The organism is Pedobacter sp. HDW13, assembly GCF_011303555.1.
GTDB lineage: Bacteria > Bacteroidota > Bacteroidia > Sphingobacteriales > Sphingobacteriaceae > Pedobacter.
Genome location: NZ_CP049868.1, coordinates 2,734,880 through 2,761,112, shown reverse-complemented (window position 1 = coordinate 2,761,112; position 26,233 = coordinate 2,734,880). Strand labels below are relative to the sequence as shown.

Annotated in this window: 25 protein-coding genes; 3 read left to right on the top strand and 22 right to left on the bottom strand. The window is 39.0% G+C overall.

The annotated features are described in order from the left end of the window. Positions 1–209 precede the first annotated feature (209 nt). Positions 210–3,617, top strand: coding sequence for a glycosyltransferase (locus G7074_RS11750; protein WP_124558011.1), 3,408 nt, complete (start codon positions 210–212; stop codon positions 3,615–3,617). Positions 3,618–3,707: 90 nt separating this feature from the next. Continuing rightward, positions 3,708–4,178 carry a DUF1440 domain-containing protein gene (locus G7074_RS11745; protein WP_124558012.1) on the top strand — a complete coding sequence of 157 codons (471 nt, stop codon included), beginning with the start codon at positions 3,708–3,710 and terminating at the stop codon, positions 4,176–4,178. A 63-nt stretch (positions 4,179–4,241) separates the two neighbouring features. Here the strand turns inward: G7074_RS11745 and ispF are convergent, their stop codons facing one another. Next, a complete protein-coding gene (gene ispF, locus G7074_RS11740; RefSeq protein WP_124558013.1) occupies positions 4,242–4,721 on the bottom strand; it encodes a 2-C-methyl-D-erythritol 2,4-cyclodiphosphate synthase in 480 nt (159 codons plus the stop codon). A gap of 48 nt (positions 4,722–4,769) precedes the next feature. After that, positions 4,770–5,960, bottom strand: a complete 1,191-nt coding sequence (porV, locus tag G7074_RS11735) for a type IX secretion system outer membrane channel protein PorV (protein ID WP_124558014.1) — start codon at positions 5,958–5,960, stop codon at positions 4,770–4,772. A 606-nt stretch (positions 5,961–6,566) separates the two neighbouring features. On the opposite strand from porV, the gene G7074_RS11730 reads away from it, so the two are divergent. After that, entirely contained in the window at positions 6,567–8,255 is a 1,689-nt protein-coding gene (locus tag G7074_RS11730) for an SUMF1/EgtB/PvdO family nonheme iron enzyme (protein ID WP_124558015.1), read from the top strand. A gap of 177 nt (positions 8,256–8,432) precedes the next feature. On the opposite strand, the gene G7074_RS11725 is transcribed toward G7074_RS11730, so the two are convergent. The 20 genes from G7074_RS11725 to G7074_RS11630 all read right to left on the bottom strand — a co-directional run bounded on the left by G7074_RS11725 (position 8,433) and on the right by G7074_RS11630 (position 26,224). Further along, positions 8,433–8,933, bottom strand: a complete 501-nt coding sequence (locus G7074_RS11725; protein WP_124558016.1) for an acetyl-CoA carboxylase biotin carboxyl carrier protein subunit — start codon at positions 8,931–8,933, stop codon at positions 8,433–8,435. Between the two features lie 2 nt (positions 8,934–8,935). Further along, positions 8,936–9,520 (bottom strand): DUF4159 domain-containing protein, encoded by a 585-nt coding sequence (locus tag G7074_RS11720; protein WP_233603771.1) that lies wholly within the window; start codon positions 9,518–9,520, stop codon positions 8,936–8,938. Between the two features lie 119 nt (positions 9,521–9,639). Next, positions 9,640–10,344 carry a 16S rRNA (uracil(1498)-N(3))-methyltransferase gene (locus tag G7074_RS11715; protein ID WP_124558017.1) on the bottom strand — a complete coding sequence of 235 codons (705 nt, stop codon included), beginning with the start codon at positions 10,342–10,344 and terminating at the stop codon, positions 9,640–9,642. 8 nt (positions 10,345–10,352) lie between these two features. Then, a complete protein-coding gene (locus G7074_RS11710; protein ID WP_124558018.1) occupies positions 10,353–11,780 on the bottom strand; it encodes a hemolysin family protein in 1,428 nt (475 codons plus the stop codon). Beyond that, the gene (locus G7074_RS11705) at positions 11,780–12,331 is read right to left on the bottom strand and encodes an inorganic diphosphatase (RefSeq protein WP_124558019.1); all 552 of its coding nucleotides are present in this window, start codon (positions 12,329–12,331) and stop codon (positions 11,780–11,782) included. Before G7074_RS11705 ends, G7074_RS11710 begins: the two co-directional genes overlap by 1 nt. Before the next feature lie 2 nt (positions 12,332–12,333). Further along, positions 12,334–12,993 carry a DedA family protein gene (locus tag G7074_RS11700; RefSeq protein WP_124558020.1) on the bottom strand — a complete coding sequence of 220 codons (660 nt, stop codon included), beginning with the start codon at positions 12,991–12,993 and terminating at the stop codon, positions 12,334–12,336. A 47-nt stretch (positions 12,994–13,040) separates the two neighbouring features. After that, complete coding sequence (locus G7074_RS11695) at positions 13,041–14,414, bottom strand: NADH-quinone oxidoreductase subunit N (RefSeq protein ID WP_124558021.1); 1,374 nt, start codon at positions 14,412–14,414, stop codon at positions 13,041–13,043. A gap of 3 nt (positions 14,415–14,417) precedes the next feature. Then, complete coding sequence (locus tag G7074_RS11690) at positions 14,418–15,881, bottom strand: NuoM family protein (protein WP_124558022.1); 1,464 nt, start codon at positions 15,879–15,881, stop codon at positions 14,418–14,420. A gap of 20 nt (positions 15,882–15,901) precedes the next feature. Further along, positions 15,902–17,806 (bottom strand): NADH-quinone oxidoreductase subunit L, encoded by a 1,905-nt coding sequence (nuoL, locus tag G7074_RS11685; protein ID WP_370526629.1) that lies wholly within the window; start codon positions 17,804–17,806, stop codon positions 15,902–15,904. Between the two features lie 13 nt (positions 17,807–17,819). Continuing rightward, on the bottom strand, positions 17,820–18,149 hold the full coding sequence (gene nuoK / locus G7074_RS11680; protein WP_039472993.1) for an NADH-quinone oxidoreductase subunit NuoK: 330 nt from the start codon (positions 18,147–18,149) through the stop codon (positions 17,820–17,822). Next, positions 18,149–18,652: an NADH-quinone oxidoreductase subunit J gene (locus G7074_RS11675; RefSeq protein ID WP_124558023.1), complete on the bottom strand. Its 504-nt coding sequence runs from the start codon at positions 18,650–18,652 to the stop codon at positions 18,149–18,151. Before G7074_RS11675 ends, nuoK begins: the two co-directional genes overlap by 1 nt. Before the next feature lie 85 nt (positions 18,653–18,737). Next, positions 18,738–19,241 (bottom strand): NADH-quinone oxidoreductase subunit I, encoded by a 504-nt coding sequence (locus tag G7074_RS11670; RefSeq protein ID WP_124558024.1) that lies wholly within the window; start codon positions 19,239–19,241, stop codon positions 18,738–18,740. Positions 19,242–19,243: 2 nt separating this feature from the next. Continuing rightward, a complete protein-coding gene (gene nuoH / locus G7074_RS11665) occupies positions 19,244–20,299 on the bottom strand; it encodes an NADH-quinone oxidoreductase subunit NuoH (RefSeq protein WP_124558025.1) in 1,056 nt (351 codons plus the stop codon). Beyond that, positions 20,299–21,309: a 2Fe-2S iron-sulfur cluster-binding protein gene (locus tag G7074_RS11660; RefSeq protein WP_124558026.1), complete on the bottom strand. Its 1,011-nt coding sequence runs from the start codon at positions 21,307–21,309 to the stop codon at positions 20,299–20,301. The genes nuoH and G7074_RS11660 overlap by 1 nt, the downstream gene beginning before the upstream one ends. 99 nt (positions 21,310–21,408) lie before the next feature. Beyond that, on the bottom strand, positions 21,409–22,776 hold the full coding sequence (nuoF, locus tag G7074_RS11655; RefSeq protein WP_166208508.1) for an NADH-quinone oxidoreductase subunit NuoF: 1,368 nt from the start codon (positions 22,774–22,776) through the stop codon (positions 21,409–21,411). Between the two features lie 76 nt (positions 22,777–22,852). Then, complete coding sequence (nuoE, locus tag G7074_RS11650; protein WP_124558028.1) at positions 22,853–23,368, bottom strand: NAD(P)H-dependent oxidoreductase subunit E; 516 nt, start codon at positions 23,366–23,368, stop codon at positions 22,853–22,855. Beyond that, entirely contained in the window at positions 23,361–24,575 is a 1,215-nt protein-coding gene (locus G7074_RS11645) for an NADH-quinone oxidoreductase subunit D (protein WP_124558029.1), read from the bottom strand. Before G7074_RS11645 ends, nuoE begins: the two co-directional genes overlap by 8 nt. Before the next feature lie 4 nt (positions 24,576–24,579). Further along, positions 24,580–25,080, bottom strand: a complete 501-nt coding sequence (locus G7074_RS11640) for an NADH-quinone oxidoreductase subunit C (protein ID WP_039472972.1) — start codon at positions 25,078–25,080, stop codon at positions 24,580–24,582. Further along, positions 25,080–25,622, bottom strand: a complete 543-nt coding sequence (locus tag G7074_RS11635) for an NADH-quinone oxidoreductase subunit B (protein WP_039472971.1) — start codon at positions 25,620–25,622, stop codon at positions 25,080–25,082. The genes G7074_RS11640 and G7074_RS11635 overlap by 1 nt, the downstream gene beginning before the upstream one ends. 230 nt (positions 25,623–25,852) lie before the next feature. Further along, on the bottom strand, positions 25,853–26,224 hold the full coding sequence (locus G7074_RS11630) for an NADH-quinone oxidoreductase subunit A (RefSeq protein ID WP_113949920.1): 372 nt from the start codon (positions 26,222–26,224) through the stop codon (positions 25,853–25,855). Positions 26,225–26,233 lie beyond the last annotated feature (9 nt).

Here is a 26,233-nt window from a genome sequence, read left to right as displayed (position 1 = left end):
GCTGAACTTAATCAGCATTTCTATAATAAGCCGGCATTTTGTAAAATGTGCCGGTTTTTTTATGCCTTAAATTTCACCTCAAACTTTCTGCATTATCCTTAAAAAGAGTAAATTAGAATAAATTAACGATCGCAGGCATCATCCCGAATTATTTTCACATAATCTTCATATTCGTTAATGACATTTGACTATAAATCAGAACAGAAAAAATGTCCGGAAAACAAATATTTCAAACTGAGACTAAAACCCGCTGGAACACTTTTACATGGGTAAGCCGCACTTTCTTTTTAGTCTTCATCATCGCAATTATCTGCGTAGTGTACACCCTATCTTCGGTACAGGCACCGAATTTACCTTTTATTAACACCAACACGCCTTTAACGCAAAAGCAGTTAGATAAGCTAAAGAAATCGCAACAATACAAAGCTTTTTCGATAGAAAAGTCGCAACTCGAGAAAATTAAAAGAGACCGTGAACGCCGGATTTTAACCCACCGCGGTAACAGCAAACGTATTAACATGGCCTTTTATGTAAGCTGGGCAGGAATTAAAGAAACATCGATATCAGATTTAAAAAGAAACATCAGTCATTTAGACATGGTGGCTACAGAATCGTTCTTTTTAAATGGCGATTCGATTGTTGATAAAGCCGATACTGCGGCATTAAAAGTAATCCATGCTGCTAAAAAATCGGCCATTGCCGTAGTTTCAAACTATAATAAAGACCATTGGGATGGAGCAGCGGTAAAACGCCTGTTAAATAACCAGCCGGCGCAGCAAAAATTAATTAGCGATTTAATCACCATTACTAAAAAGTATGGCTATAAAGGTATTAACATCGATTTCGAAGAGCTTAACCTCGAAAACAGCGATAGCTTTAATGCTTTCATGAAAAATCTTTACACCGAGTTTCATGCTCAAAAGTTGATTGTTTCGCAGGATATTTCACCAGAAAATGATGATTATAAACCAGAAATTCTTCAAAAATACAACGACTACATTGTGTTAATGGCTTACGATCAGCATACCGAGCAAAGTAATGCCGGCGACATTTCACATCAGGAATGGGTAGAAGAAAAACTGGATAATATTTGCAGTAAAGTTGATGCCAATAAAGTGATTCTGGCCCTCGCCTGTTATGGTTATGATTGGCCGCAAAATAGTGTAGGCAAGTCAGTAACTTACGAAGAGGCCATGATCAATGCTGTAAACTACAAAAGCAAAATCAATTTCGATCCGGAATCGGCCAACTTAAACTACAGCTACAGTGATGGTAGCGGGATAAAACACAACGTGTATTTTACTGATGCGGCCACCTACTTTAATTTAATCCGTAAAGCTGATGATTGGGATATTGCCGGCATTGCGCTTTGGCGCTTAGGCTCGGAAGATAAACGCTTATGGAGCTTTATTTCGAACGATTTGAGTTTGGACACATTAAAGAAAAAACCTTTCGACCTACGTAAAATAGCTTCGCTAAACATGGGTGGAATTTCTTACATCGGCAATGGAGAGATTCTTGATCTGATTTCGACACCTCAACCGGGTATGGTTAAATTTACGCTCAACCCAGCTAATTTTTCTATTGCCAATCAGCAATATACCCGTTTACCCGAACAGTATGTAATTAAAAGATTTGGTGAGGCTGATAAGAAAATTGCACTGACATTTGATGATGGACCCGATCCGGTTTACACGCCGCAGGTACTCAATATCCTTAAAAAAGAAAAAGTTCCGGGTTGTTTTTTTGTGGTTGGCATTATGGCCGAGCAGAACATGGAGTTGTTGAGGCAGGAATATAACGATGGTTACGAAATTGGGAATCATACCTTTTTCCACCCAGATATGTCGGCCATTGGACCCCGACGTGTAAAATTTGAACTGAATGCTACCCGCAGGCTCATTGAGGCGGTTACTGGTCACAGTACCATTTTGTTTCGTGCACCATTTAATGCCGATGCCGAACCACAGAACATCTCTGAGATATTACCGGTTGCGCAAAGCCGTAAAGAAAATTATATCAATATTGGCGAATTTATCGACCCTGAAGATTGGGAACCCGGAAAAACTGCTGATCAGATTTTTAATGAGGTGGTAAAACAGCAAGATAATGGCAATATTCTTCTGCTACATGATGCTGGTGGTAACCGCGAGGCCACTGTAGCAGCATTACCAAGGATCATCAAATTCTTTAAAGCAAAAGGCTATACTTTTACAACTGTTGGCGATTTAATGGGCAAAAAACGTTCAGAACTAATGCCTGCTGTTAAATCAACAGCCAATAGCGGTTTTTCAGGATCTGGTGATTATTTTTTCATCAATTTCTTTTACTACGGAAACATGACCTTGAATATCATCTTTTCGGTAGCGATTGTACTGGCTATATTAAGAACTCTGTTTATTGCTTACCTGGCCATCAGGCAGCAGAAAAAAACTAAACAAAATGCCGGTAAGCTGGTGCAAAATCCGACCGAAAAGGTGAGTATTATTATTCCCGCATATAATGAAGAAGTTACAGCTGTACAAACCATCAACAGCCTTTTAAAAACTACCTATCCAGATTTTGAGCTGATTTTTGTCGATGATGGTTCGAAAGATAAAACCTTCGAAATTATTAACGAACAGTTTGGAAACCACCCGCAGGTAAAAGTTTACCGCAAAGCCAATGGAGGCAAGGCTTCAGCCTTAAACTATGGCATATCGAAAGCCAATGCCGATTTTGTAGTCTGCATTGATGCCGACACCCAGCTTAAAAATGATGCGGTAACCGAATTAATGCGCCACTTTTATAGTGATAAAATAGCTGCAGTGGCTGGCACCGTTAAAGTGGGCAATGCCCATAACATCATCACCAAGTGGCAATCAATAGAGTACATTACGGCCCAAAATATGGATAGACGTGCTTTCGATTTGTTGAACACCATTACCGTTGTACCCGGGGCAATTGGTGCTTTTAGAAAAAATGTAATCTTAGAGGTGGGCGGTTTCACCATCGATACCCTTGCCGAAGACTGCGATTTAACCATGCGCATTTTAAAAGCCGGCTATACAGTAAAAAACTGCTCAACTGCAATTGCGTATACCGAAGCACCAGAAACTGTAAATATGCTGCTAAAACAGCGTTTCCGCTGGAGTTTTGGGGTAATGCAAAGTTTCTGGAAAAATAGAAAAACATTACTCAATAAAAAATACGGATACTTTGGTATGGTTGGCATGCCCAATATCCTGATTTATCAGATTATTTTGCCTTTGTTTTCTCCCTTGGCAGATTTGTTTATGCTCATCTCATTAATTAGCGGCTTGTTTTCTCTAAGTGCCATTAATAATCTTACGCTAACAGGTTTTTCAGGTATTTTGAGTTTACACAATGGTTTTGGCCAGGTACTGTTCTATTACATTATCTTTATTGTAGTGGATATGTTTTTTGCTGCCATCGCCTTCAGAATGGAAAAAGAAAAATATAAAAACCTGCTTTATCTTTTCCCACAACGTTTTTTCTGGCGACAGTTAATGTATATTGTTTTGTTCCGCTCGGTTAGAAAAGCCATAAAAGGCGAGTTGGAAACATGGGGTACCCTAAAAAGAACAGGTAATGTAAAGGAGCAGGTGGCTTTGTAAAGAATTGAAAGTATTATTTAACGGTTTTAATCACTGATTGTGCATTAGAACCGTTAAATTTATACTCCGGCCTATATAAAAGATTAATGCATGAAAAAAGCTAACCAAAATGTAATTTCTTTCGGCAACTTACTTTCTACAGCATTAATTGCAGGCACTTTAGATGGATTGGCTGCAGTAATATTCCTGGCGAAAATGAATTTCAGCGGGGTATTTCAATATATTTCCAGTGCAATAATGGGCAAAGCAGCTTACGCCGGTGGCATTAAAACAGTGCTGATTGGTTTAGTACTTCACTATTTCATTACTTTCAGCTTTACTGTCTTCTTTGTACTGGTATCGAACAAAATATCGGCCTTAAGCAAGAATATTCTTCTTTCGGGCATAATTTATGGCATTTTTGTTTGGGCAGTAATGAATTTATTAATTGTGCCATTAACTCAAATACCCGAGTCACCGATTCATTTAGAAAAGGCAATTATCAATACTATAATACTGATATTTTGTATTGGCTTACCAATTTCTTACCTAACTGCGCGTAGTTTAAGATTTCAATCATAGACAGCAAAAAAAGAAGTCAAGTTTAATAACCAGTGTGCTGTAAAACTTGACTTCTTTGGATATCTAGTTTTTTTCTATGAGGCAAACAGCATAAGCTACTACGCCTTCTTCCCTGCCAACAAAGCCCATTTGCTCGTTGGTAGTAGCTTTAATAGAAATATCTTCGGTAGAAATACCTATCGCATCAGCAATGTGTTGTTGCATGGCCGGAATATGTGGATTGATTTTCGGCGCTTCTAAACAAAGCATCGCATCAATATTGCCTACCTGCCAACCCTTTTCACTTAGTAACCTAACTGTTTCCTTCAAAAGGATTAAACTGCTGATTCCTCTCCATCGTTCATCTGTATTTTTAAAGTGGAAACCAATATCGCGAAGGTTGGCCGCACCTAAAAGCGCATCGCAAATGGCATGTAGCAACACATCTGCATCGGAGTGACCAAAAGCACCTTTATGATGATCTAATGTTACACCCCCTACTACAAAGGGGTGCTGATCTTTTAACTGGTGAACATCAAATCCGAAGCCTACTCTAATTTTCATTTGAAATTTGGGTTAATTGTTTAACTGCAATGGAAATGGTTTAAAGTTTTACTTTTTTACCAGTTTCTTATCGCCAAAGTTAAACAAAAGACCAAAACGTAAGGTATTAGCCAGCGGACTAGTTTGCGCATTGGCCAATAAATAAGAAAAATCGATATTAAAAACGTTGTATTTAAGGCCAAGACCGAGTGTAAAATAGCGGCTATCGCCTTTCATAGGACTCTGATAATTGTATCCTGCCCTTACCGCAAATTGTTGGTTATACCAATATTCCAGTCCGGTTGAAATGCCAACCTCTTTAAGCTCCTCGCTGAATCCGCCTGGTGCATCACTAAAGGAACCAAAAATACCTGCTGGTACCGAGCGGTTTGGATCTTTACCACTTACAATATTGTTGTTCGAATCGTATATCGGTTGTGTAGGTACCAATAACTTATTAAAATCGAGTGCGAGGGTAATGGTACTAAAATCGTCGACAATAATGGTTGAAGCGCCGCCCAATTTAAAATTAGTAGGCAGGAAAAAATTCTGGCCGCCGTCTGAATAACTCATTTTTGTACCAATATTAGAAATGTTGGCTCCAGCCGAAAGGATAGCCTGTTTACCAAACATTGAGGTATTGGTTTTATACAATCCTGAAACATCAACTGCGAGGGCATTTCCACTATGTACCTGCCCCGATGACGAAAACTGACCAGAAGCCAGGTTAGAGTAAATGTACCTTACAGAAGTTCCCAATGAAAATTCTTCGCCAAAGCTACGGGCAAAGGAAACATCAAAAGCCAACTCGTTAGGATTCGAAATTCCCAAATCCTGTTGGTTAATATCGGTAAGCTGAATAGAGCCTAAAGAGAAATACCTTAACGAAGCGCCAATGGTATTGCGATCGTCTAATTTATAAAACCCACTTAAGTAAGCCAGGTTAATATCGGGCACCAGGCTTTTTAACCAGGGGCTATAAGAAACAGAAAAGCCATAAGGTTTATCCAAAAATGCCAGTTTCGACGCATTAATACTGGCCGAATTTACATCGCCGGCTACAGCTACACCTGCATCACCCATTGCACCGGCACGGGCGTCGGGCGTAATAAGCAGGAACGGAACTGCTGTTACAATATTGTTCGACTCGCTTCCATTTGTCTGTGTATTTCCTATGGTTACCTGAGCATTTGTTTTACCAAACAGCAATGCCATAGAGAGTGCAGAAAAAGCAAGCTTACTGATATACTTGAAATTCATCCTTTGAAGGTCCGTAATTTTAGATTTTGGTATTTAGCAAATACTAGAGAATATATCATGTAACGTAAAACCAAAAATTATATTTCACCAAATTACGAATTCTATCATTATTTACTAATTAAACCTACGATTTTTACATATCGCTGTGACTGCATTTAACCTAAACATTAAATTAACAGCAATTTAGCTATATTATCTTATTCAATTATAAACTTAATTTTCCATAGTTTTTTATTTAGCGAACAAAATTTTCGACCAACTGTGTTTAATTGATATTAAGCTTTATTGAATGGGATTAAGGATTGCATCACTTTGCTATTTCATATCGTAACCTATACAAACCCACCAAATCCCATATGCTTGCTTGGTAGCTGTTTAATAAAAAAATCAGCGGTGTAATTAAGAAACTCCAAAATTATCTCACTTATTTCTAATTATTTAGCTAAAATTTCACTGAAAAAGTAAACAGACACAATACGCCTAAAAATAATACGTTATGGCTTAAAAATATATTAGATATTTTATTGTCTCATTATTTATATATTCATTTAAAATTGTTTAATTTTATCGGTTGAAAGGCCATTAGGCTATATCCCGTTGCATTATATGAAAAAACTAATACTATATTCTTTTACTTGTTTATCATTAGCCGCCCTGCTTTCGAGCTGTAGCTCTAAAGGCGGGAACAGTTCTAGTAAAACAGGCATTCCTTATGCAGATAGGAAAAGTAAGAAGAACCAATCTGGTGCTTTTGCTGTAGCTACGCAATATAAGCGTGCACCAGGCCCTGGTTTAATCCCGATTGAGGGTGGTGTTTTGGTAGTTGGTGGTAGTGCCATTGAGGTGGCTGGTGTTGAACCGAATATCTACAATTACAAAAGACAGGTTACCGTTCCTTCTTTTTACATGGATGAAACCGAAGTTTCGAACACCGATTGGTTAGAATATTTACACTGGATCAGATACAATTATCCTGAAGATCGTGAGTTTTATTACAACGAACTTCCAGACACTTTGGTTTGGCGTCGTGCGTTATCTTACAACGAACCTTATGTAGATAACTATTTAAGACACCCGGCCTACCGCGATTATCCTGTTGTAGGTGTATCATGGGAGCAGGCTTCGCGTTATTGCGAATGGAGAACTTCGAGAGCCAACGAATTTATCTTGCGTGAAAAAGGAATCTTAACAGATTACAAAACTTTAGCTGGCGGAAACTCGGGCAGAAACAATAATGCAACTGCAGCCGCAACCCAAAGACCTAACAAACCATTTAATACTGATGCTTATTTAAATGGCCAGTACGATGATAAAGGTAAAAATGCGCCGATTGATTATAACACAAGGTCTGGTTCGGCAACTACTACAGCGGGTGCTTCAACAGCAGCTACTGGTGGTGGTAGAAACAGTCAGCCGAGAAGAAATGCAACTTTGGAGGATGGTGTTATTATGCAACCTTACCGCTTACCAACAGAAGCAGAGTGGGAATATGCCGCTTTAGGTTTAATTGGCAATACTGAATACGAAAACATTAACCAAAACAAAATCTACCCATGGAATGGTCTGGGCGTAAGTTCGGCTAAAAAGAAAACCAGAGGTATGATTCAGGCCAACTTTAAAAGAGCACCCGGCGATTATATGGGTGTGGGCGGTTCATTGAATGATAAGGGTGATTTAACTGTTCCGGTTATTCAATATACACCAAACGATTTTGGTTTATATAACATGGCTGGAAACGTGAACGAATGGGTAAACGACGTATACAGAACAGGTACATTTACCGATGCTGATGCATTTAACCCTTACCGTGGTAACTATTTCACCAATAAAAAATTAGAAGATGCTCAAAACGGTAAAATTGCGCTTGATAAGTATGGCAATCCAATTAAGGAAAATGCTTACTCAGGCCGCAAACAAACCTGGGCAGAGAAACAAGCACAAACTAAACGTGCCGATTCTATTTCGAAATCAACAGATCCTCAGGGAGCCACAGCTTCTACAAGCTACCAGGCCGACCAAAGAGGTTATCGCGACAGGCAGAATACCTTGTTAAATGATGAAGGTGTAACGTTGGTTAACGATAAATCGAGAGTATATAAAGGTGGTTCCTGGAATGATATGGCTTACTGGTTAAACCCGGCAACACGTCGTTTCATGCAGCAGGATGAATCATCAGCAGAAGTTGGTTTCCGTTGTGCCATGACTATGCTAGGTGCACCAGAAATTAGCACTGCAGGAAAAAGAAGTTTTAAAAACCCTCCGCAAAAACCTTACAGGGTAAGCAGAGGTAAATAAAAAAGAAAAGTCCCGGTTTTAAACAGCCGGGACTTTTTTATGCGTCAAGATATTTATATACGCTTATCTTTAATATGTTATCAATCAGTACACATCATGCTGAATTTATTTCAGCATCTCTTTTTTAAGTGTGGGGCCCTAAAGGCCGCTCGAAATGCCGTGATACGCCAGCAAGACTTATTTAAACTGAACCAACACCTGGTTCTTTTCTACTTTATCGCCCTGCACTACCATAACCTTTTTAACGGTACCATCGGTAGAAGACTTCAGGATGTTCTCCATTTTCATTGCTTCTAAAATGAGCAGGTTATCGCCTTTTTTAACTTCGGTGTTTTCTGCTACCAAAACCTTTAACACCAAACCTGGCATAGGCGCTTTAATTTCTGATACTTTATTTGCCGCCAGGTTATCGAGTCCCAGTTGCTTCAGCAGTTCATCAAACTGATCTTCTATACTAATTTGATAAGTATTTCCATTCACTTTAATAGTACAAGTTTTACCCGCCTTATTTACCTCAACAATTTCTGTACGGAAAGATTTATGCTGATATAAAACATGTGCACGGGAGCCGTTTACTTCGCTTAAATCAAATTGAACAGGATCACCATTTACTAAAAATGCCGAATCCCTATTTTCTATCTCAAATAAAAACTGATCGTTGACTTTTACTTTATACATGTTTATTGGGTTAAAGCATATTGAATCAGATTTGCACCCATTTTAAGCGCTTTAGTGCGGGTTTCCTGCGTATCCTCAGGGTAAGTACCAAAATCCTCCCAGCCGTTGCCTAAATCGCATTCGTAGGTATAATAACATACTACTCTACCTTTATATATCAGTGCAAATCCCTGCGGGCGTTTATTATCATGCTCGTGTATTTTGGGCAAACCACCCGGAAATTTAAATTTCTGATTGTAAATAGCGTGGCTGGCAGGCAATTCTACAAAACTCAATTCAGGAAATACCTTTTTCATTTGGGGCCTGATAAACTTATCCAGGCCGTAGTTATCATCGATATGCAGGAAGCCACCACCAATAAGATACTGTCGCAAATTTTTAACGTCCTGATCGCTAAAAACCACATTGCCATGCCCTGTCATATAAACAAAGGGATAATTAAACAGTTCCTTCGATCCAACTTCGACAATGCTTTCTTCGGTGTAAAAATTAGTTTTAAGGTTGGTGTTGCAAAAAGCAATCAGGTTTGGAAGTGCGGTGCGGTCTGCATACCAATCGCCACCCCCGTTATATTTCAGCTTAGCCATGCGGTAAGTTGGTGGAATAAAAGCGGAAAGACTAAAGCAGAAAGCTAAAAGCGCACCAGCAAAAGCTACTGTTCGCCACTTCGGAAACTGAAAATTAAAAACTGAAAACTTCAAATTGGTTATCGGTTAAGGTAATTGATTTCAAAACAAACAGCCAGCGCAGCAGTTTCGGTGCGCAACCTGTTATCACCTAAAGTTAATGCTTTAAAGCCTTTGTTCAAAGCTAAATTCACTTCTTCAGGTGTGAAATCTCCTTCGGGACCGATCAGGATCAGATATTTTTGATGTGGTGCAACAAGCTGTGAAATATACAGTTTCTCTCCTTCATCAATACAATGTGCCATTAGTTTTTCACCTTCAAAAGGTTGTTTCAAAAAAGTATCGAACGAAATGGCATCGTTCAGTTTGGGGTGGTATGCCTTTATAGATTGTTTTACCGCAGAGGTGATTACTTTATTCAAGCGATCTTCTTTTACTACCCTACGCTCAGAGCGATCGGTAATAAGTGGGGTAATTTCATCAATACCTAATTCGGTAGCTTTCTCCAAAAACCACTCTATGCGATCGATATTCTTGGTAGGTGCTACGGCAATATGTAGGTAATGGTTCCGTTTATGATATTCCGTTTCTACTTTTAGTATGGATAACGAAACTTTTTTAGGATTATCGGAAGTAATTTCGGCAGTATAAAAACCACCTTTACCATCTACCAGATTAACAATAGCACCAACAGTTAAGCGAAGTACCCTAACACAATGTTTGCTTTCTTCTTCGTTAAGGGTGTAGGTATTTTGGGTTATATCTGGCGTATAAAAAATATGCATGGCTGAAATTAATGATTATCAACCATATCTGCCTTATTAATAACCAGTTCTAACTTAATGGTTTCGATATTCTGTTCTGTTTTTTTGAGGATTGTAAACAAATAACCATAAGATTCGTTGCTCTCACCAACCTCCGGAATACGCTCAAAAATGTGCGAAACCAAGCCACCTATCGTATCAAAATCTTCATCTTCAGGCAGATCGTGAGGTAAATGCTCATTTACATCGTAAACGGTTGCAGATGCATTAACAATAAACTCATTGTCTGATACTTTTTCTACCAATGGTTTTTCTTCGTCGTATTCATCCTGGATTTCACCAACCAGTTCTTCTACAATATCTTCTAGGGTTACCATACCTGCAGTTCCGCCAAACTCATCCAAAACAATGGCAATCTGAATGCGGTTGCTTTGCAGCTCGCTCATCAGGTCGTTAATTTTTTTGGTCTCTGTTACAAAATATGGTTTTCTGATAATGTCGTTTAAAGTCCAGTGCTGGTTACCAGCTGCTACCAAGGGCAAAATATCTTTTGCGTGGATAATACCAACGATTTTATCCATGATATCATCGTAAACCGGTAAACGCGAATAGCCTTCTTTGATAATCGTGTCAATTACTTCTTCTTTATCTGAAGTAAGTTCTATACCCGAAATTTTAGTTCGGGGCACCATGATGTTTTTTACAACACGCTCGTTAAAATCGAATACATTTTTTATTAGTTCGTGTTCATTGTTATCAAGGGCACCACTTTCTTTACCCTGATCGAGTAAATATTGAAGTTCTTCAGTACTGTGCAGCGATTCGTGCCCACCAGAGGTATCAATACCAAATGGTTTTAGAATAACGGCGGCTAAGCTGTTTAAAGTCCAGATAAAAGGCTTAAATACAACATAAAACAACTGCAATGGCAGCGAAACAAATAATGTTGTAGCTACAGGTCTTTGGATAGCAAACGATTTTGGCGCAAGCTCACCAAAAACAATGTGCATGATCGTAATTAACGAAAAAGCCACAATTGTTGAGGCAGTATGGATGGAAGCATCGCTAAGCCCCCATTCTAAACTATCGAAAAGATTTTTAAAGATAGTATGCATAACGCCTTCACCAACCCAACCTAAGCCTAGTGATGCAAGCGTTATACCTAGCTGTGTGGCGGCCAAATAACCATCCAGGTTATGGATAATGCCTTTAGCCATTTTACCTACACGACTGCCTGATTTGGCTTTAATTTCTATTTGTGATGCCCGGACTTTTACAATGGCAAATTCTGCTGCCACAAAAAATCCATTTAAAAGCACCAAAAACAAGGCAAAAAACAAACGCCAGCCAACTGATCCGGTATCGGGCTCCTGTAAGGCTACAAGAACTACATTTGGGGTTGGCAGTATTGTACTTAACGCTGAATTTAAAAACAAACAGACCGTGGGTAAATCCATTAAGCTAATTCTCTAAATGTTGTGTTATAAAGTTCTATACTTTCTTTAATTACTTTATGTGCATAACGAACACCTAATAAATGCTCGATGGTTACATTTTTATCTTCTAATGCTTTATAATCCTGAAAGAAGCGAACAATTTCTTTCATTTGGTGTGGAGGTAACTGGTCTAAATCGTTGATGTAGTTTACTGACATGTCGTGTGCTGCAACAGCAATAATTTTATCGTCCTGCTCACCGTTATCAACCATGTGCATAACACCTACTACTTTAGCTTCAATTAATGTCATTGGATAAACATCAACTGAACAAAGAACCAGAATATCTAAAGGATCTTTATCATCGCAATAAGTTTGCGGAATAAAGCCATAGTTAGCCGGATACATAACTGATGAAAAAAGAACCCTATCCAATTTAATCAGACCTGATTCTTTATCTATTTCGTATTTTGCTTTTGAACCTTTTGGAATTTCAATAATTGCGTTTACAATTTCTGGAACATTGTTTCCAGGAGATACGCTATGCCACGCGTGATGATCGTCTTTTACCATTTCTAATTTAAATCTGTTTTATCCTCTTCAGGACCTTTCACTACTTTACTTTTTACAAAGGTAATTAATAATGGTATAGTTGTTATAAGGATAAAGCCAATAATAATATATAATAAATAATCGTTTATTTCTTTTTCGAAGCGGCGACCTAAAAAATAGCCCAATAAAGTTAGAGAACAGATCCAAAGTGTTCCACCAACTACATTATAAAGTGCAAATTTTTTAAAATCGAGCTTTACAACTCCCGCAAAAATAGGTGCAAAAGTTCTTACAATCGGAACAAACCTACCCATAATTAGTGCAAACGCGCCCTGTTTGTGGTAATAGTCTTCTGCTGCTTTTAAATAACGTTTCTTAAAAAAGAAGCTATCTTTTCTGGTGTACAATACCGGACCGGTTTTACGCCCGAACCAATAACCTGTAAAATTACCTGAAATTGCCGCAACACATAAACCGGCTAAAAGCACAGCAATATTTACATCCAGTTTACCGGTAGCAACAAACATGCCAGCCAAGAACAGTAAATAATCGCCTGGGAGAAAGAACCCAAAGAACAGGCCGGTTTCTGCATAGATTACGAATACAACAAGATAGAAACCGCCCTCCCTCAATAATTTCTCGGGATCAATTAGCTGATGCAGGTTATTCCAAAAATCGTGCATATTCAATTATTCGTAAAACTACAAATAATTATTAAACAACAGCATACCTATATCAGGTTTAAAATTATTGCTGGACAGATACCTAAAACAAGCGTAATTACTACTGAAACCAATAGTACCACTTTGTATTGTACCGGAGTTGTAAGCGTTGTATCTGCGCCATCTTTAAACCACATGGCTACAATAACCCTGAAATAGTAATAGAAACCAACCAATGCGTTTAAAATTGCAAAGGCTACCAATAAGGTTTTATATTCGGTCATTACATTCAGGAACATCAGGTATTTACCGATGAAACCAGCTGTTAACGGAATACCTGCTAATGATAACATCGCAACGGTTAAACATAAAGCCACTAAAGGATTTTTCTTTCCTAAACCGTTAAAACTTTCGAAGCTGTCGCTACCCGTTTTCTGTTTTACCAGAATTAATACAGCAAAGGCGATAATCGATGCAAAAGTATAGGCAGCAGCGTATACTAAAACATTGTTGCCTGAGTTTTTAGTCAATACAACAAGCGAAAACAACAAATAGCCGGCGTGTGAGATACTTGAATAAGCCAGCATACGCTTAAAGTTCTTTTGGAACAAGGCCGTTACGTTACCAATAAACAAAGTAAGGCAAACGATAACGATTAATGGCATAACCCAAAACTCGTGTAATGGAGCCAAAGCACCTGCGAACAAACGTAAGAATGCAGCAAAACCAGCAGTTTTAACTACCGTACTCATAAAGGTGGTAATTAAAGATGGTGCACCTTCGTAAACATCCGGAGTCCAGAAGTGGAAAGGCGCTGCACCGATTTTAAAACACAAACCAATCATCATCAGGATTACACCGGGATAAAAGATTGGTGAAACTGCAGCACTGTTATTTACCAGGTAAGCCTGAATTTTATCTAAATCGAAAGAACCGGTTGCTCCATAAATTAAAGTAATACCGAACAATAGGAAGCCTGTTGAAAAAGCCCCCATTAAGAAATACTTTAACGAAGCTTCGTTTGAAGCAAAATCTGTTTTACGGATACCAGCAAGGATATATAAACTTACCGACATGATTTCCAGACCAACAAAAAGCATCGCCATATTTTTATACGACACCATCATAATCATCCCCGCAAGGGCGAAAAGGATTAGGGTATAGTATTCGGCAACGTTATCGCTTTTGGAGTGAAAATAGTTTTGGGTTAATAAGAAAATCAAAAGTGTACCTACTATACAAACGCCAGAAAATGCAAGGGCGAAATTATCAGTCTGCATCATTCCGAATTGAACAGCATTGCCACCCCAGGCGCAAAAAGTAAAGCCTAAGGCCGTAAGTAAGCCAACAACGGTAAGCGGCAATAATGCTTTATTTGCTTTAAACAAACCTGCGTAAAGTACAATAAAAGCTGTTATACTAATGGTTATTATAATATTCATTGCTTATTTTACTGATGTTAATTTTTGATTTACCTGTTCTAATAAATGTTGTACAGATGCCTCTGTTAAGTGCAATAATGGTTTTGGATAAACACCCAAAACGATAATTAAAGCACAGATCAAATAAAGGACAAATTTCTCCGATCCTTCGATATCGCGGAAAGTAACCGTTAATTCATTGGTTTTACCCAGCATTACATTCTGATACATACGCAACATGTAAACAGCACCGAAAATGATGGTTAAGCCTGCAATAGCAGCTGCCCAAATACCGTAATTATAAACGCCTATCAACAATAAAAATTCACCAATAAAGCCGTTCGTTCCTGGCAAAGCTACTGTTCCTAAAACGATGATTAAAAACTTGACAGCTAATTGTGGTGCTACTTTTGCAATTCCTCCTAATTCTTCAATTTTAAGGGTTTTTACACGAGAGAAAATAATATCCAAAACAAAGAATAAACCAACCACGTTAATACCGTGACTCAACATCTGAACCATTGCACCTTGCATACCTTGCTGGTTTAGTGCAAAAATACCCGCCGAAATTAAACCTACGTGAGCAATTGATGAATAAGCTACTAAACGTTTGGCGTCTTTTTGTGTAAAGGCAATTAAAGAAGCATAAACGATACCGATAATAGATAGGCCGATAGCCAAACAAGACCAATCATGAACACCTGCAGGTACTATTGGCAATAACCATCTGATTACACCATAAATACCCATTTTTAACATAATACCCGATAATAGCATGGTACCTTGGGTAGGTGCCGCGGTATAGGTATCTGGCTGCCAGGTATGGAAAGGAAAAATTGGCATCTTAATCGCAAAAGCAATAAAGAAAGCCCAGAAAATCCATCCTTGCTGTGCTGAATCTAAATTTAAAGCATAAAAAGCCTGGATATCAAAGTTATGTACCGGATTTTGTAAGTACAGGTAAATAATACCCATTAGCATAAATAACGAACCTGCAATGGTATACACAAAAAACTTCATGTTAATGCGAATACGGTCTTTTCCACCCCAGAATGCGCAAATAAAATAAATCGGAATTAGTGCGGCTTCCCAGCCAATATAGAAAAGGAAAGCATCTAATGCTGTAAACACCAATAACAAGCCGGTTTGCATAAATAAAATCAACGCGTAAAAAGCAGCTGGATTTTTGTAGTCGTGTTTATAGCTCGACAGGATGATAATCGGGATTAATAAGTTGGTAAGTAATACCACCAACATGCTAATACCATCAATACCTGCGTGGAAATTAATGCCCAGATCAGCAATCCAGGGTAAATTTGCTTCAAACTGTGTACTTGCATTCGGAATGAAGTTACAGGCGATAAACAAAGTCAGCCCTAAAGAAACCACCGAAAATACGGTCGAAACTATTTTAGCCGACTTACCTGCAAATGCTGTAATAATAGCACCCGCAAGCGGAAGAAATATAAGTAGTAAAAGTTGTTCCATTATTTATTTTTGAACCCTTTTTATAATATGTAACTAAATGTATAGATCAATAACGCGATGATACCGAATACCATCATAAACAGGTAGAAACCAACGTTTCCGCTCTGCAACAAGCGAAGGCCTTTACTGGCTTCATTTGTACTCCATCCCAATCCGTTTACAATCCCATCAATAAACTTGTTATCGATAATCCTGTAAAAGAATTTCGAAAGGACATCTAAAGGTTTTGTAATGATGAAATCGTAAATCTCATCTAAATAAAATTTGTTGTATGATAATTTGGCCAATGCTGAACGCGGTGCCTCATCAGCAACCGGAACATGCGCACCTTTTACATATTTAGTATAAGCATACAATAAAGCAATAACTGCTGCTGCAACCGAAGTACCCATTAAAGCGAGCTCGGTAGAATGACTTAAATCCAATTCGTGCTGGGCAACACCTGCCCCTGTTAACCAGTGTGCCAACCATTCGTTACCGCCAAAAATGTGTGGCCAGTTGATTGCTCCACCAATTGCAGCAAGTATAGCTAAAATGATTAAAGGCAATGTCATTGCAGCTGGCGACTCATGAATATGGCTTTCAGCGTGATGTGTTCCGCGGTACTTTCCAGAGAAAGTAAGAAACATCATCCTGAACATATAAAATGCGGTTAAGAATGCCGTTAATACGCCAATTCCCCAAAGTATAGGACTGGCTTGAAATGCATGGGCTAAAATTTCGTCTTTTGAGAAGAAACCGGAGAATGGCGGTAAACCTGCAATAGCAATGGTACCGATCATCATGGTGGCAAAAGTAGTTTTCAGCTTACCTCTTAATCCACCCATGTGGCGCATATCTTGCTCGTGGTGCATCGCATGGATAACCGAACCAGCGCCCAAGAACAATAAAGCTTTGAAGAATGCATGGGTTAATACGTGAAAGAACGACCCGGTGTAAGCACCAACGCCCAAACCTAAAAACATATAGCCCAACTGAGATACGGTTGAATATGCCAATACCTTTTTAATATCAGTTTGTGTTAAGGCAATAATTGCAGCGACTAAAGCGGTTGCAGCACCAACAATTGCAATGATGTGCTGGGTTAGCGGAGCCAGATCAAACAATACGCTCGAACGGGCAATCATGTAAATACCTGCCGTTACCATCGTTGCTGCGTGGATTAGGGCCGAAACTGGAGTTGGTCCGGCCATCGCATCTGGTAACCAGGTAAACAATGGCAATTGCGCCGATTTACCGCAGGCACCTATAAACAATAAAATGGTAATTAAAACCAAAATGTTGTTGCCAGGTAACATATTAGCTGCCTGAGGGAAAATTTTAGAGAATTCAACACTTCCGAAGAAATTGAATATTAGGAATACACCTAGCAAAAAGCCTAAATCACCAATACGGTTCATTACGAAAGCCTTTTTGGCTGCTGATGCATAAGCACTGTTGGTATACCAGAAACCGATTAGCAGGTACGAGCATAAACCAACACCTTCCCAACCGATAAACATCACGATATAGTTAGAACCCAATACCAATAATAGCATGAAGAATACAAACAGGTTAAGGTAACTGAAAAATTTACCGAATCCTTCGTCATCGTGCATGTAGCTGGTAGAATATAAGTGGATTAAGAAACCAATTCCAGTGATAATCAAAAGCATGATCGAGCTTAACGGATCGACCAAAAATGATAAAGGAATGTGTAATGCGCCAGCGCTAATCCAGTCGAATAAAAATACTTCGTGAGATTTTTGGGTATCGCCTTGTAAACTAAAGAAAATAACTACGCTGATGATAAAAGAAGCTAAAATTACGCCGCTTCCGATGATCCCAACAAGTCCTTTAGATAAAGATTTTCTGCCTAGTCCGTTAATTACAAAACCTAAAAAAGGAAGTAACGGAACCAACCAAATCAATTGTTCTATTGTCATTCTTATTATATATTTACCACTTAAGGCGATTTAAAACATTAATATCTATCGATTTCGTATTTCTGTACACCATTACGATGATGGCCAAACCTACTGCAACTTCTGCAGCGGCCAAAGCCATAATAAAGAATACGAAAACCTGTCCGGAAGGATCATTGCTGTGCACCGAGAAAGCGGTTAAAAGCAGGTTAACTGCATTTAACATCAACTCTACTGACATGAAAATTACGATTGCATTTCTGCGGGTTAACACGCCAATTACACCAATAGTGAAAATAATTGCACTTAAATAGATGTAGTGATTTAGCGGAACGCCTGCCATTTGTGTAGTTAAATTTTCCATTATGCTTCTACCTCATCTCTTTTAGATAATAAAACGGCTCCAACCATTGCTGCCAACAGTAACAGAGATGATAATTCAAACGGTAACAAGAATGGTCCGAAAAGCTCTTTACCTAAGTTTTCTACCAAACCTAATCCCGGATTTTTTAAAATTAACGGGCTGCTTATACTTGCTGCTTTTAACGAACCAATTAAGGTTACAATTAAGCAACAGCCAGCAATTACACCAACAATTTTAATTAGCGGCGATTTTGATGGCTCTGTTTCCTTATTCAGGTTGAGCAACATCAGTACGAAGAGGAATAATACCATAATGGCTCCCATGTAAACAATGAAGTTTACAACAGCCAGGAATTGAGCATTCAACAGTACATAATGCACCGTGAATGTGAAAAAGGTTAAGATTAAGTACAATACACTGTGGATTGGATTTTTTGCAAAAATCACCAACAGCGAAAAGAGGATACTTAATGTGGCTACGAAATAGAATACTTGTGTACTCATTAATTTGTTTTTTGTTTATGTCCATAGTTTGTGTCATCACAAACCAGTATTTATATTTCGATTCGTGGAGACACGAACCGAGGTATTATTTTTTCATTTCCAACGGAGCCTCTACCAGTTTGTCTTTCCCGTAAATAAAATCTTTACGTAAATAATCAGCAGGTACAATCGGTCCGTCTAAATAAATAGCCTCTTTCGGGCAAGCTTCTTCACATAATCCACAGAAAATGCAACGCAACATGTTAATTTCATAAGTTGCAGCATACTTTTCTTCACGGTATAAATGTTTTTCTTCTGGCTTACGTTCTGCAGCAATCATAGTAATTGCTTCGGCCGGGCAAGATAAAGCACACAAACCGCAGGCGGTACAACGCTCTTTACCGTTTTCATCACGCTTTAGCGAGTGCATCCCCCTAAAGTTGGTTGAGAATTCACGTTCTACTTCCGGATATCTTACTGTAGCCTCTTTTTTGAATAAGTGGCTAATGGTGATGCCCATTCCCTTTACGATTGCCGGAAGGTACATCCGCTCCATAAAGTTCAGTGGCTTTTGTTCCAGTACTTTTTTCTTATTACTTAATGATTCCATAATTAAAACTTCTCAATAATCGCAATCACAATTCCAGTTATTATAATGTTGGCAATGGCTAAAGGAATTAATCCTTTCCAGCCTAAATTCATCAATTGATCGTAACGGAAACGCGGGATAGTCCAGCGCACCCACATGAAGAAGAAAATGAATCCGCATATTTTTCCAAAGAAAATTATCACACCGATGATGGACGCCCAATTCGCTCCCCAATGAGTCGCTGCCAGATCCATAAACGGATAGTTAAAACCACCAAAATATAGTGTCGCCATTACTGCAGATGATACAAACATGTTGATGTACTCTGCAAAGAGGTAGAACCCTAATTTCATTGACGAATATTCCGTGTGATAACCACCAATCAACTCCGTTTCACATTCTGGTAAATCGAATGGTGCACGGTTGGTCTCGGCAAAAGAACATACCATGAAAATGAGAAACCCTAGTGGTTGTTTAAAGAAATACCAAGTAAACCAGCCATTTTCCCAAAAACCATGTTGTTTACTTACAATTTCTTTTAAACTTAGAGAGTTTGTTACAAGTAACAAAGCAATGATCGATAATCCCATTGCGATCTCATAGCTGATATTTTGTGATGCGGCACGAATTGCACTTAACAAAGAGTATTTGTTATTAGATGCCCATCCACCAATCATCACACCATAAACACCTAAAGAAACCACACCGAAGATATATAAAACACCTACGTTGATATCTGTAACCTGTAATGGAATGATTTTGCCACCAATTTCAATTGGATTGCCCCATGGAATTACTGCTGTACCAATACAGGCACAAAGTAAAGCTAAACCCGGTCCGGCAATAAATAAGAAACGGTTTGATGAAGTTGGGATAATCTCCTCTTTCATAAACATCTTCACACCATCAGCCAAAGGTTGTAAAATACCAAAGGGACCAGCTCTATCCGGGCCTAAACGATCTTGCAAAAATGCAGCAACCTTACGTTCAGCATAGGTAGAATACATGGCAATTACCAAACTGATACCGAAAATTACCGCTACCAGAATAAATTTTTCTATGATAAAACCTGTATCCATTAGTATTTAACTGTTTTATGTAATTCAATTTCATTCGCTGCCTGTAATGCTGCATTTGGCTTAATTACCGGCAATGGTTTTAATGTTTCGTAGTGGTTAGATGCAATTACCGAAGTATCATCAATATGTGTTGGATGTTCGATTGTCCAATCGGATGTAGCTTTTTTATCGAAACGGCAGGTATTGCAGATAAATTCTTCTACTTCACCAAACTGATCTTTACGTGCAGTAACACGAATCACATCTTCTCCTTTATACCAGAGTGTTACTTTACCGTTACATTTTTCATGATCGCAATTGCGGTGTGCATCAACTGGTTTGGTAAACCAAACACGGTTTTTGAAACGGAAAGTTTTATCAGTTAAAGCACCAACAGGGCAAACATCAATTACGTTTCCCGAGAAATCGTTATCAACCGCTTGCTGGATATAGGTAGAAATTTCTGAATGGTCGCCACGGTTTAAAATACCGTGAACACGTTTATTCGTAATCTGATCGGCGGTGAAAACACAACGATAGCACAGAATACAACGGTTCATGTGCAGCTGAATTTTATCGCCAATATCAATACGTTCGAAAGTACGGCGCTCAAACTCATAACGTGTTTTTTGCAAACCGTGCTCGTAACCTAAATTCTGTAAATCGCACTCTCCTGCCTGATCGCAAACAGGGCAATCTAATGGGTGGTTAATCAATAAGATCTCTACAACACCGGCTCGTGCTTCTAAAACCTCTGGCGAAGTAATATTAAGCACTTCCATCCCATCCATTACAGTTGTACGGCAAGAAGCAACCAATTTTGGCATTGGGCGTGGATCTTTCTCCGAACCTTTTGTTACCTTAACAATACAGGTACGGCATTTACCACCACTGCCTTGCAACTTAGAATAATAGCACATGGCAGGCGGAACAATGTCACCTCCAATTTGCCTTGCAGCATTCAGGATGGTGGTTCCGTTATCAACCTCTACAGTTATCCCGTCTATCGTAACCTTAACTTTTTCACTCATGGTTAATGATAATCTTTTATTTTCTTCTTGGCTTGTGTCAACACGAACCAATTGTATTTATTTAGCTTTCGTTTCGTGAAGATACGAACCTGTGCGATTTTATTTTTCTTCTGTTACAGGAGCCTTTTCAATCGGCGTTGCATAATTTGCAATACCATAATTTTGGCTCTGGCTTTTAACCCGCTCTTTAATGTGCCATTCAAATTCATCTCTGAAATGACGAATAGCACTTGCTACAGGCCATGCAGCTGCATCACCTAACGGGCAAATCGTGTTTCCTTCAATTTTACGTTGAACATCCCACAATAAATCAACATCTTCCATGCTTCCATGTCCATGTTCGATTTTGTGAAGGATTTTTTCCATCCAGCCAGTACCTTCACGGCATGGCGAACATTGTCCGCAACTTTCGTGGTGGTAGAAACGCGAGAAATTCCAGGTATTGCGAACAATACACTGATCTTCATCAAAAGCTATAAAGCCGCCCGACCCCAACATTGTTCCAGTAGCAAATCCACCTTCTGATAATGATTCGTAACTCATTAAACGAGGCTCGCCGTTGGCGTATTTTAAAGTTAAATTAGCCGGTAAGATTGGCACCGACGAACCACCTGCGACTGTTGCTTTCAGGCGTTTTCCATTGGCGATACCACCGCAATACTCATCAGAATAGATAAATTCTTCTACAGGCAAACCTAATTCAATTTCGTAAACACCAGGTTTTACTAAATTACCCGATGCTGATATTAATTTGGTACCTGTACTTCTGCCAATACCAATTTTAGCATATTCATCGCCTCCATCATTAATAATTGGCACTACAGCTGCTATCGATTCTACGTTATTAACCACCGTAGGGCAGCCATATAAACCCGCAATTGCAGGGAAAGGTGGTTTAATACGTGGGTTCCCCCTTTTGCCTTCAAGAGATTCTAACAAAGCGGTTTCTTCACCACAAATGTAAGCACCACCACCAGGCTGAACATATAATTCTAAATCGTAACCGGTTCCTAAAATGTTTTTACCTAACCATCCTGCAGCTTTTGCCTCAGCAATTGCTTTTTCCAGGATACGGATCTGAGGCATCATCTCTCCACGAACGTAGATGTATGAAACCTTAGCGCCTAAAGCAAAACTCGAAACAATCATTCCTTCAATCAAAGCATGCGGAATGTAATTCATCAGATAACGGTCTTTAAAAGTTCCCGGCTCAGACTCATCAGCATTACACACCAGATAACGTGCAACACCTTCTGGCTTAGCCAAAAAGCTCCATTTCATTCCCGTTGGGAAACCTGCACCACCACGACCGCGTAAGCCAGATTTCTTAACTTCTTCAACAATCTCTTCAGGTGTTAAAGTTTTAAGGGCTTTTTCTACGGCACGGTACCCACCTTTTTGGCGATAGACTTCAAGTGTGTTGATGCCTGGTACGTTTATATGCTCAAGTAACAGTTTTCGAGACATTTTAATTAGTCTATAGTCTGTAGTCAATAATCCATAGTCTTGAGTCTAAATTGACTCCCGACTTAAGACTTGCGACTTAGGACTTATTTTTCAAATCTTCAATCAGTTTATCTACACTTTCGGTAGTTAGGTTTTCGTAGAAAGTATATTCCGGGCTAATTTGTAACACCGGACCGAAACCGCAGGCTGCCAAACATTCAACTCCTCTAAAGCTGAAAAGGCCATCGGCGGTTACTTCTCCTTCTTTTACGCCTAACTTATCTTCTAAGTGGCTTAATATTTTTTCTGCACCTACCAGGCAGCAAGGTCCTGTACGGCAAACCTCCAAAGCGTATTTACCTTGTGGTTTTAAAAAGTACATGGTATAAAATGTTGCTACCTCGTACACTTCAATTGGCTGAATATTTAAATACGCAGCAACTTGATCCATCGCCGACGTTGGAACCCAAAGAAATTCGGCCTGCACCAGGTGTAATAATGGTAGCAAAGCTGATTTTTGTTTTCCTTCCGGATAACGGCTTTTTATTTCATCAAATTTGGCCAGCAATTCTGATGAAAACGTTACAGGTGTTTGTTCTTCTACTTTAAGCATCTAATTCTCCTGCAATAATGTTCATACTACTCATGTTGATGATGGCATCAGACAATAACATGCCCTCGCTCATTGGCGCAAACATCTGGTAATTTATAAAACTTGGTCTGCGGAAGTGTAAACGGTACGGGGTACGTCCTCCATCATTGATCAGATAGAAACCTAATTCGCCGTTACCACCTTCTACAGCATGATAAACCTCTGCTTTTGGTGCATCAATTTCGCCCATCACAATTTTAAAGTGATAGATTAATGCTTCCATATTGTTGTATACTTCTTGTTTTGGAGGAAGATAGAAATCAGGAACATCAGCATGGAAAATACCTTTTTCTTCTGATTTCAATTTTTCTAAAGCCTGCTCAATAATGCGCACACTTTGCCACATTTCTTCGTTACGAACCAAATACCTGTCGTAAATATCGCCACTTGTACCTACCGGAACTTCGAAATCGAAATCCTGATAAGAAGAATATGGATCGCTTACACGAACATCATAATCTACACCAGTAGCACGTAAAAGCGGTCCAGTCCAGCTATACTCCAATGCAGTTTCTTTGGTTACCTCTGCAACACCGGCAGTCCTATCAATAAAGATGCGGTTACGGGTTAACAGATTTTCGAACTCTCTTAAAGCTACGGGGAACTCCTTTAAAAACTTATTGATTTTGGCAAAGGCGATATCATTGAAATCTCTTTCAAAACCACCAATACGGCCAATGTTTGTTGTTAAACGCGCTCCGCAAACCTCTTCAAAAATTTCGTAAATGTGCTCACGGAACTGGAAAAGATAAAGGAAAGTAGTTGTTGCTCCGGTATCCTGACCAATAATCGTGTTACAGATAATGTGATCGGCAATACGCGAAAGCTCCATTACAATTACGCGCAGGTAATCTACACGTTTTGGCATCTGGATATTCAACAACTTTTCAACCGTCATGTGCCAGCCCATATTGTTAATAGGCGAAGAACAATAGTTTAAACGGTCGGTAAGTGGAGTAATCTGATAAAATGGGCGGTGTTCGGCAATCTTTTCGAAAGCACGGTGAATATACCCAATAGTTGAAACGCCGCTTACAATACGTTCGCCATCTAATTGCAAAACGTTCTGAAAAACGCCGTGGGTTGCAGGGTGTGTTGGACCTAAGTTTAAGGTTACCAGCTCACTTTGCGGGTCGTTATCTGTAAATACCGGATGGTTATGATTCATAAAATTACCTTCCAAAAAATTCGTCTTTTTTATCTACTCTGTTCGGGTCTTCCAATGGATATTGTTTCAACATTGGGTGAACGCCTAAATCGTCCATATTTAAAATACGGCGTAAATCAGGGTGTCCTTCAAACTTAACCCCAAACAAATCATAAGTTTCGCGCTCCATCCAGTTAGCACCTTTCCATACCGTTGTCGCTGTAGGAATGGTTGGATTTTGCTCTGAAATAAAAACTTTAACCCTGATCCTAACTTTCTCCACCATGTTGTGCAAATGGTAAACCACTGCAATGCCATGATCTTTACCCGGATAATGAACCGCTGTAATATCAGTTAAGAAGTTAAATTTTAAATCGTTTTTAAGGAACGACAATACGTTGATGATTACATCTTTTGTTGTTGCAAAAGTGAGCAAACCATAAGGTTCAGCAACCGCAGTTACTTTTTCGCCAAACTTTTCGCTAAGTTTTGCCAGGATAGTATTATTTAGTGTCGTTTCTTCCATTATTTAATACCGTATTGACCTAAAAGTTCTTTGTAATAATCAGAATTTCTTCTTCTGCCCGATTCGTTTTTAACCAAATCCTGAATACGCTGAAAACCATCCAAAATGGCTTCTGGTCTTGGCGGACAGCCCGGAACGTAAACATCCACCGGAATCACCTCATCAATACCCTGCAAAACAGAATAGGTATCAAAAATACCACCGCTACTTGCACAGGCACCAACAGCCATTACCCAACGTGGCTCTGCCATCTGGATATATACTTGCTTTAATACCGGAGCCATCTTTTTTGCGATGGTACCCATAACCATTAAAACATCGGCCTGACGGGGAGAAAAACTTAAGCGCTCTGCACCGAAACGACCTAAATCGTAGTGAGAACCCATTGTAGCCATAAATTCGATTCCACAGCACGAAGTTGCGAATGGCAATGGCCATAATGAATTTGAGCGGGCCAAACCAATCACTTTATCTAAAGAGGTGGCAAAATAGCCAGGCCCTTCGGTTCCTGGAGGCGCATCAACTATATTAATTTCACTCATGTTTATAAACAAAAAATGCTCATCCCTTTGCAGAATGAGCAACAAATTTACAATATTTAAAAGGCAATTGAACTAGCTTTACCAGATTTAGAACCTTTCTAAATAACTAAAAAGGAGTTGTACATAGTGTAAGTGATACACGTCTGGTTTGCGGTTGGTAACTTTCAGTTTACAGTTAATAAAATCGTAAGTTATTAACTGCTAATTGTGAATTGAAAACTGTTAACTGATTAGTTCCAGTCTAATACTTTTTTCTTGATCACATAAATAAACCCAAGCAATAAAGTGCCCATAAAAATGAACATCTCTATCATACCATCCATTTTTAACGCGCGGAAATTAACAGCCCATGGATACATAAAAATAACCTCTACATCGAACAAAACGAACAGTATAGCTACTACGAAATATTTAATAGAGAAAGGCTGACGTGCGTTACCCACACTTTTAATACCCGCTTCGAAGGTTTCTAATTTATCGGCTGTTTTACGTTTTGGGCCTAATAAATGGGTAGCAACCAGGGTGGTTACCACAAAACCTAAAGCAACAATTACTTGAAATATAATTGGTAAAAAATCTATAGAGGAACTTTGCGCTTGCATAATTTTTAT

Coding starts and splice junctions, on each gene's coding strand:
- G7074_RS11630 (WP_113949920.1), bottom strand. CDS start 26,224: ATGCAAGCGCAAAGTTCCTCTATAGATTTTTTACCAATTATATTTCAA.
- G7074_RS11750 (WP_124558011.1), top strand. CDS start 210: ATGTCCGGAAAACAAATATTTCAAACTGAGACTAAAACCCGCTGGAAC.
- nuoE (WP_124558028.1), bottom strand. CDS start 23,368: ATGCTTAAAGTAGAAGAACAAACACCTGTAACGTTTTCATCAGAATTG.
- nuoH (WP_124558025.1), bottom strand. CDS start 20,299: ATGGATACAGGTTTTATCATAGAAAAATTTATTCTGGTAGCGGTAATT.
- G7074_RS11745 (WP_124558012.1), top strand. CDS start 3,708: ATGAAAAAAGCTAACCAAAATGTAATTTCTTTCGGCAACTTACTTTCT.
- G7074_RS11640 (WP_039472972.1), bottom strand. CDS start 25,080: ATGGAAGAAACGACACTAAATAATACTATCCTGGCAAAACTTAGCGAA.
- G7074_RS11695 (WP_124558021.1), bottom strand. CDS start 14,414: ATGAATATTATAATAACCATTAGTATAACAGCTTTTATTGTACTTTAC.
- G7074_RS11645 (WP_124558029.1), bottom strand. CDS start 24,575: ATGAATCATAACCATCCGGTATTTACAGATAACGACCCGCAAAGTGAG.
- G7074_RS11670 (WP_124558024.1), bottom strand. CDS start 19,241: ATGGAATCATTAAGTAATAAGAAAAAAGTACTGGAACAAAAGCCACTG.
- G7074_RS11660 (WP_124558026.1), bottom strand. CDS start 21,309: ATGAGTGAAAAAGTTAAGGTTACGATAGACGGGATAACTGTAGAGGTT.
- G7074_RS11700 (WP_124558020.1), bottom strand. CDS start 12,993: ATGCACGATTTTTGGAATAACCTGCATCAGCTAATTGATCCCGAGAAA.
- G7074_RS11690 (WP_124558022.1), bottom strand. CDS start 15,881: ATGGAACAACTTTTACTACTTATATTTCTTCCGCTTGCGGGTGCTATT.
- G7074_RS11720 (WP_233603771.1), bottom strand. CDS start 9,520: ATGGCTAAGCTGAAATATAACGGGGGTGGCGATTGGTATGCAGACCGC.
- nuoK (WP_039472993.1), bottom strand. CDS start 18,149: ATGGAAAATTTAACTACACAAATGGCAGGCGTTCCGCTAAATCACTAC.
- G7074_RS11730 (WP_124558015.1), top strand. CDS start 6,567: ATGAAAAAACTAATACTATATTCTTTTACTTGTTTATCATTAGCCGCC.
- nuoL (WP_370526629.1), bottom strand. CDS start 17,806: ATGACAATAGAACAATTGATTTGGTTGGTTCCGTTACTTCCTTTTTTA.
- G7074_RS11635 (WP_039472971.1), bottom strand. CDS start 25,622: ATGAGTGAAATTAATATAGTTGATGCGCCTCCAGGAACCGAAGGGCCT.
- G7074_RS11710 (WP_124558018.1), bottom strand. CDS start 11,780: ATGGATTTACCCACGGTCTGTTTGTTTTTAAATTCAGCGTTAAGTACA.
- G7074_RS11705 (WP_124558019.1), bottom strand. CDS start 12,331: ATGGTAAAAGACGATCATCACGCGTGGCATAGCGTATCTCCTGGAAAC.
- G7074_RS11725 (WP_124558016.1), bottom strand. CDS start 8,933: ATGTATAAAGTAAAAGTCAACGATCAGTTTTTATTTGAGATAGAAAAT.
- ispF (WP_124558013.1), bottom strand. CDS start 4,721: ATGAAAATTAGAGTAGGCTTCGGATTTGATGTTCACCAGTTAAAAGAT.
- porV (WP_124558014.1), bottom strand. CDS start 5,960: ATGAATTTCAAGTATATCAGTAAGCTTGCTTTTTCTGCACTCTCTATG.
- nuoF (WP_166208508.1), bottom strand. CDS start 22,776: ATGTCTCGAAAACTGTTACTTGAGCATATAAACGTACCAGGCATCAAC.
- G7074_RS11675 (WP_124558023.1), bottom strand. CDS start 18,652: ATGAGTACACAAGTATTCTATTTCGTAGCCACATTAAGTATCCTCTTT.
- G7074_RS11715 (WP_124558017.1), bottom strand. CDS start 10,344: ATGCATATTTTTTATACGCCAGATATAACCCAAAATACCTACACCCTT.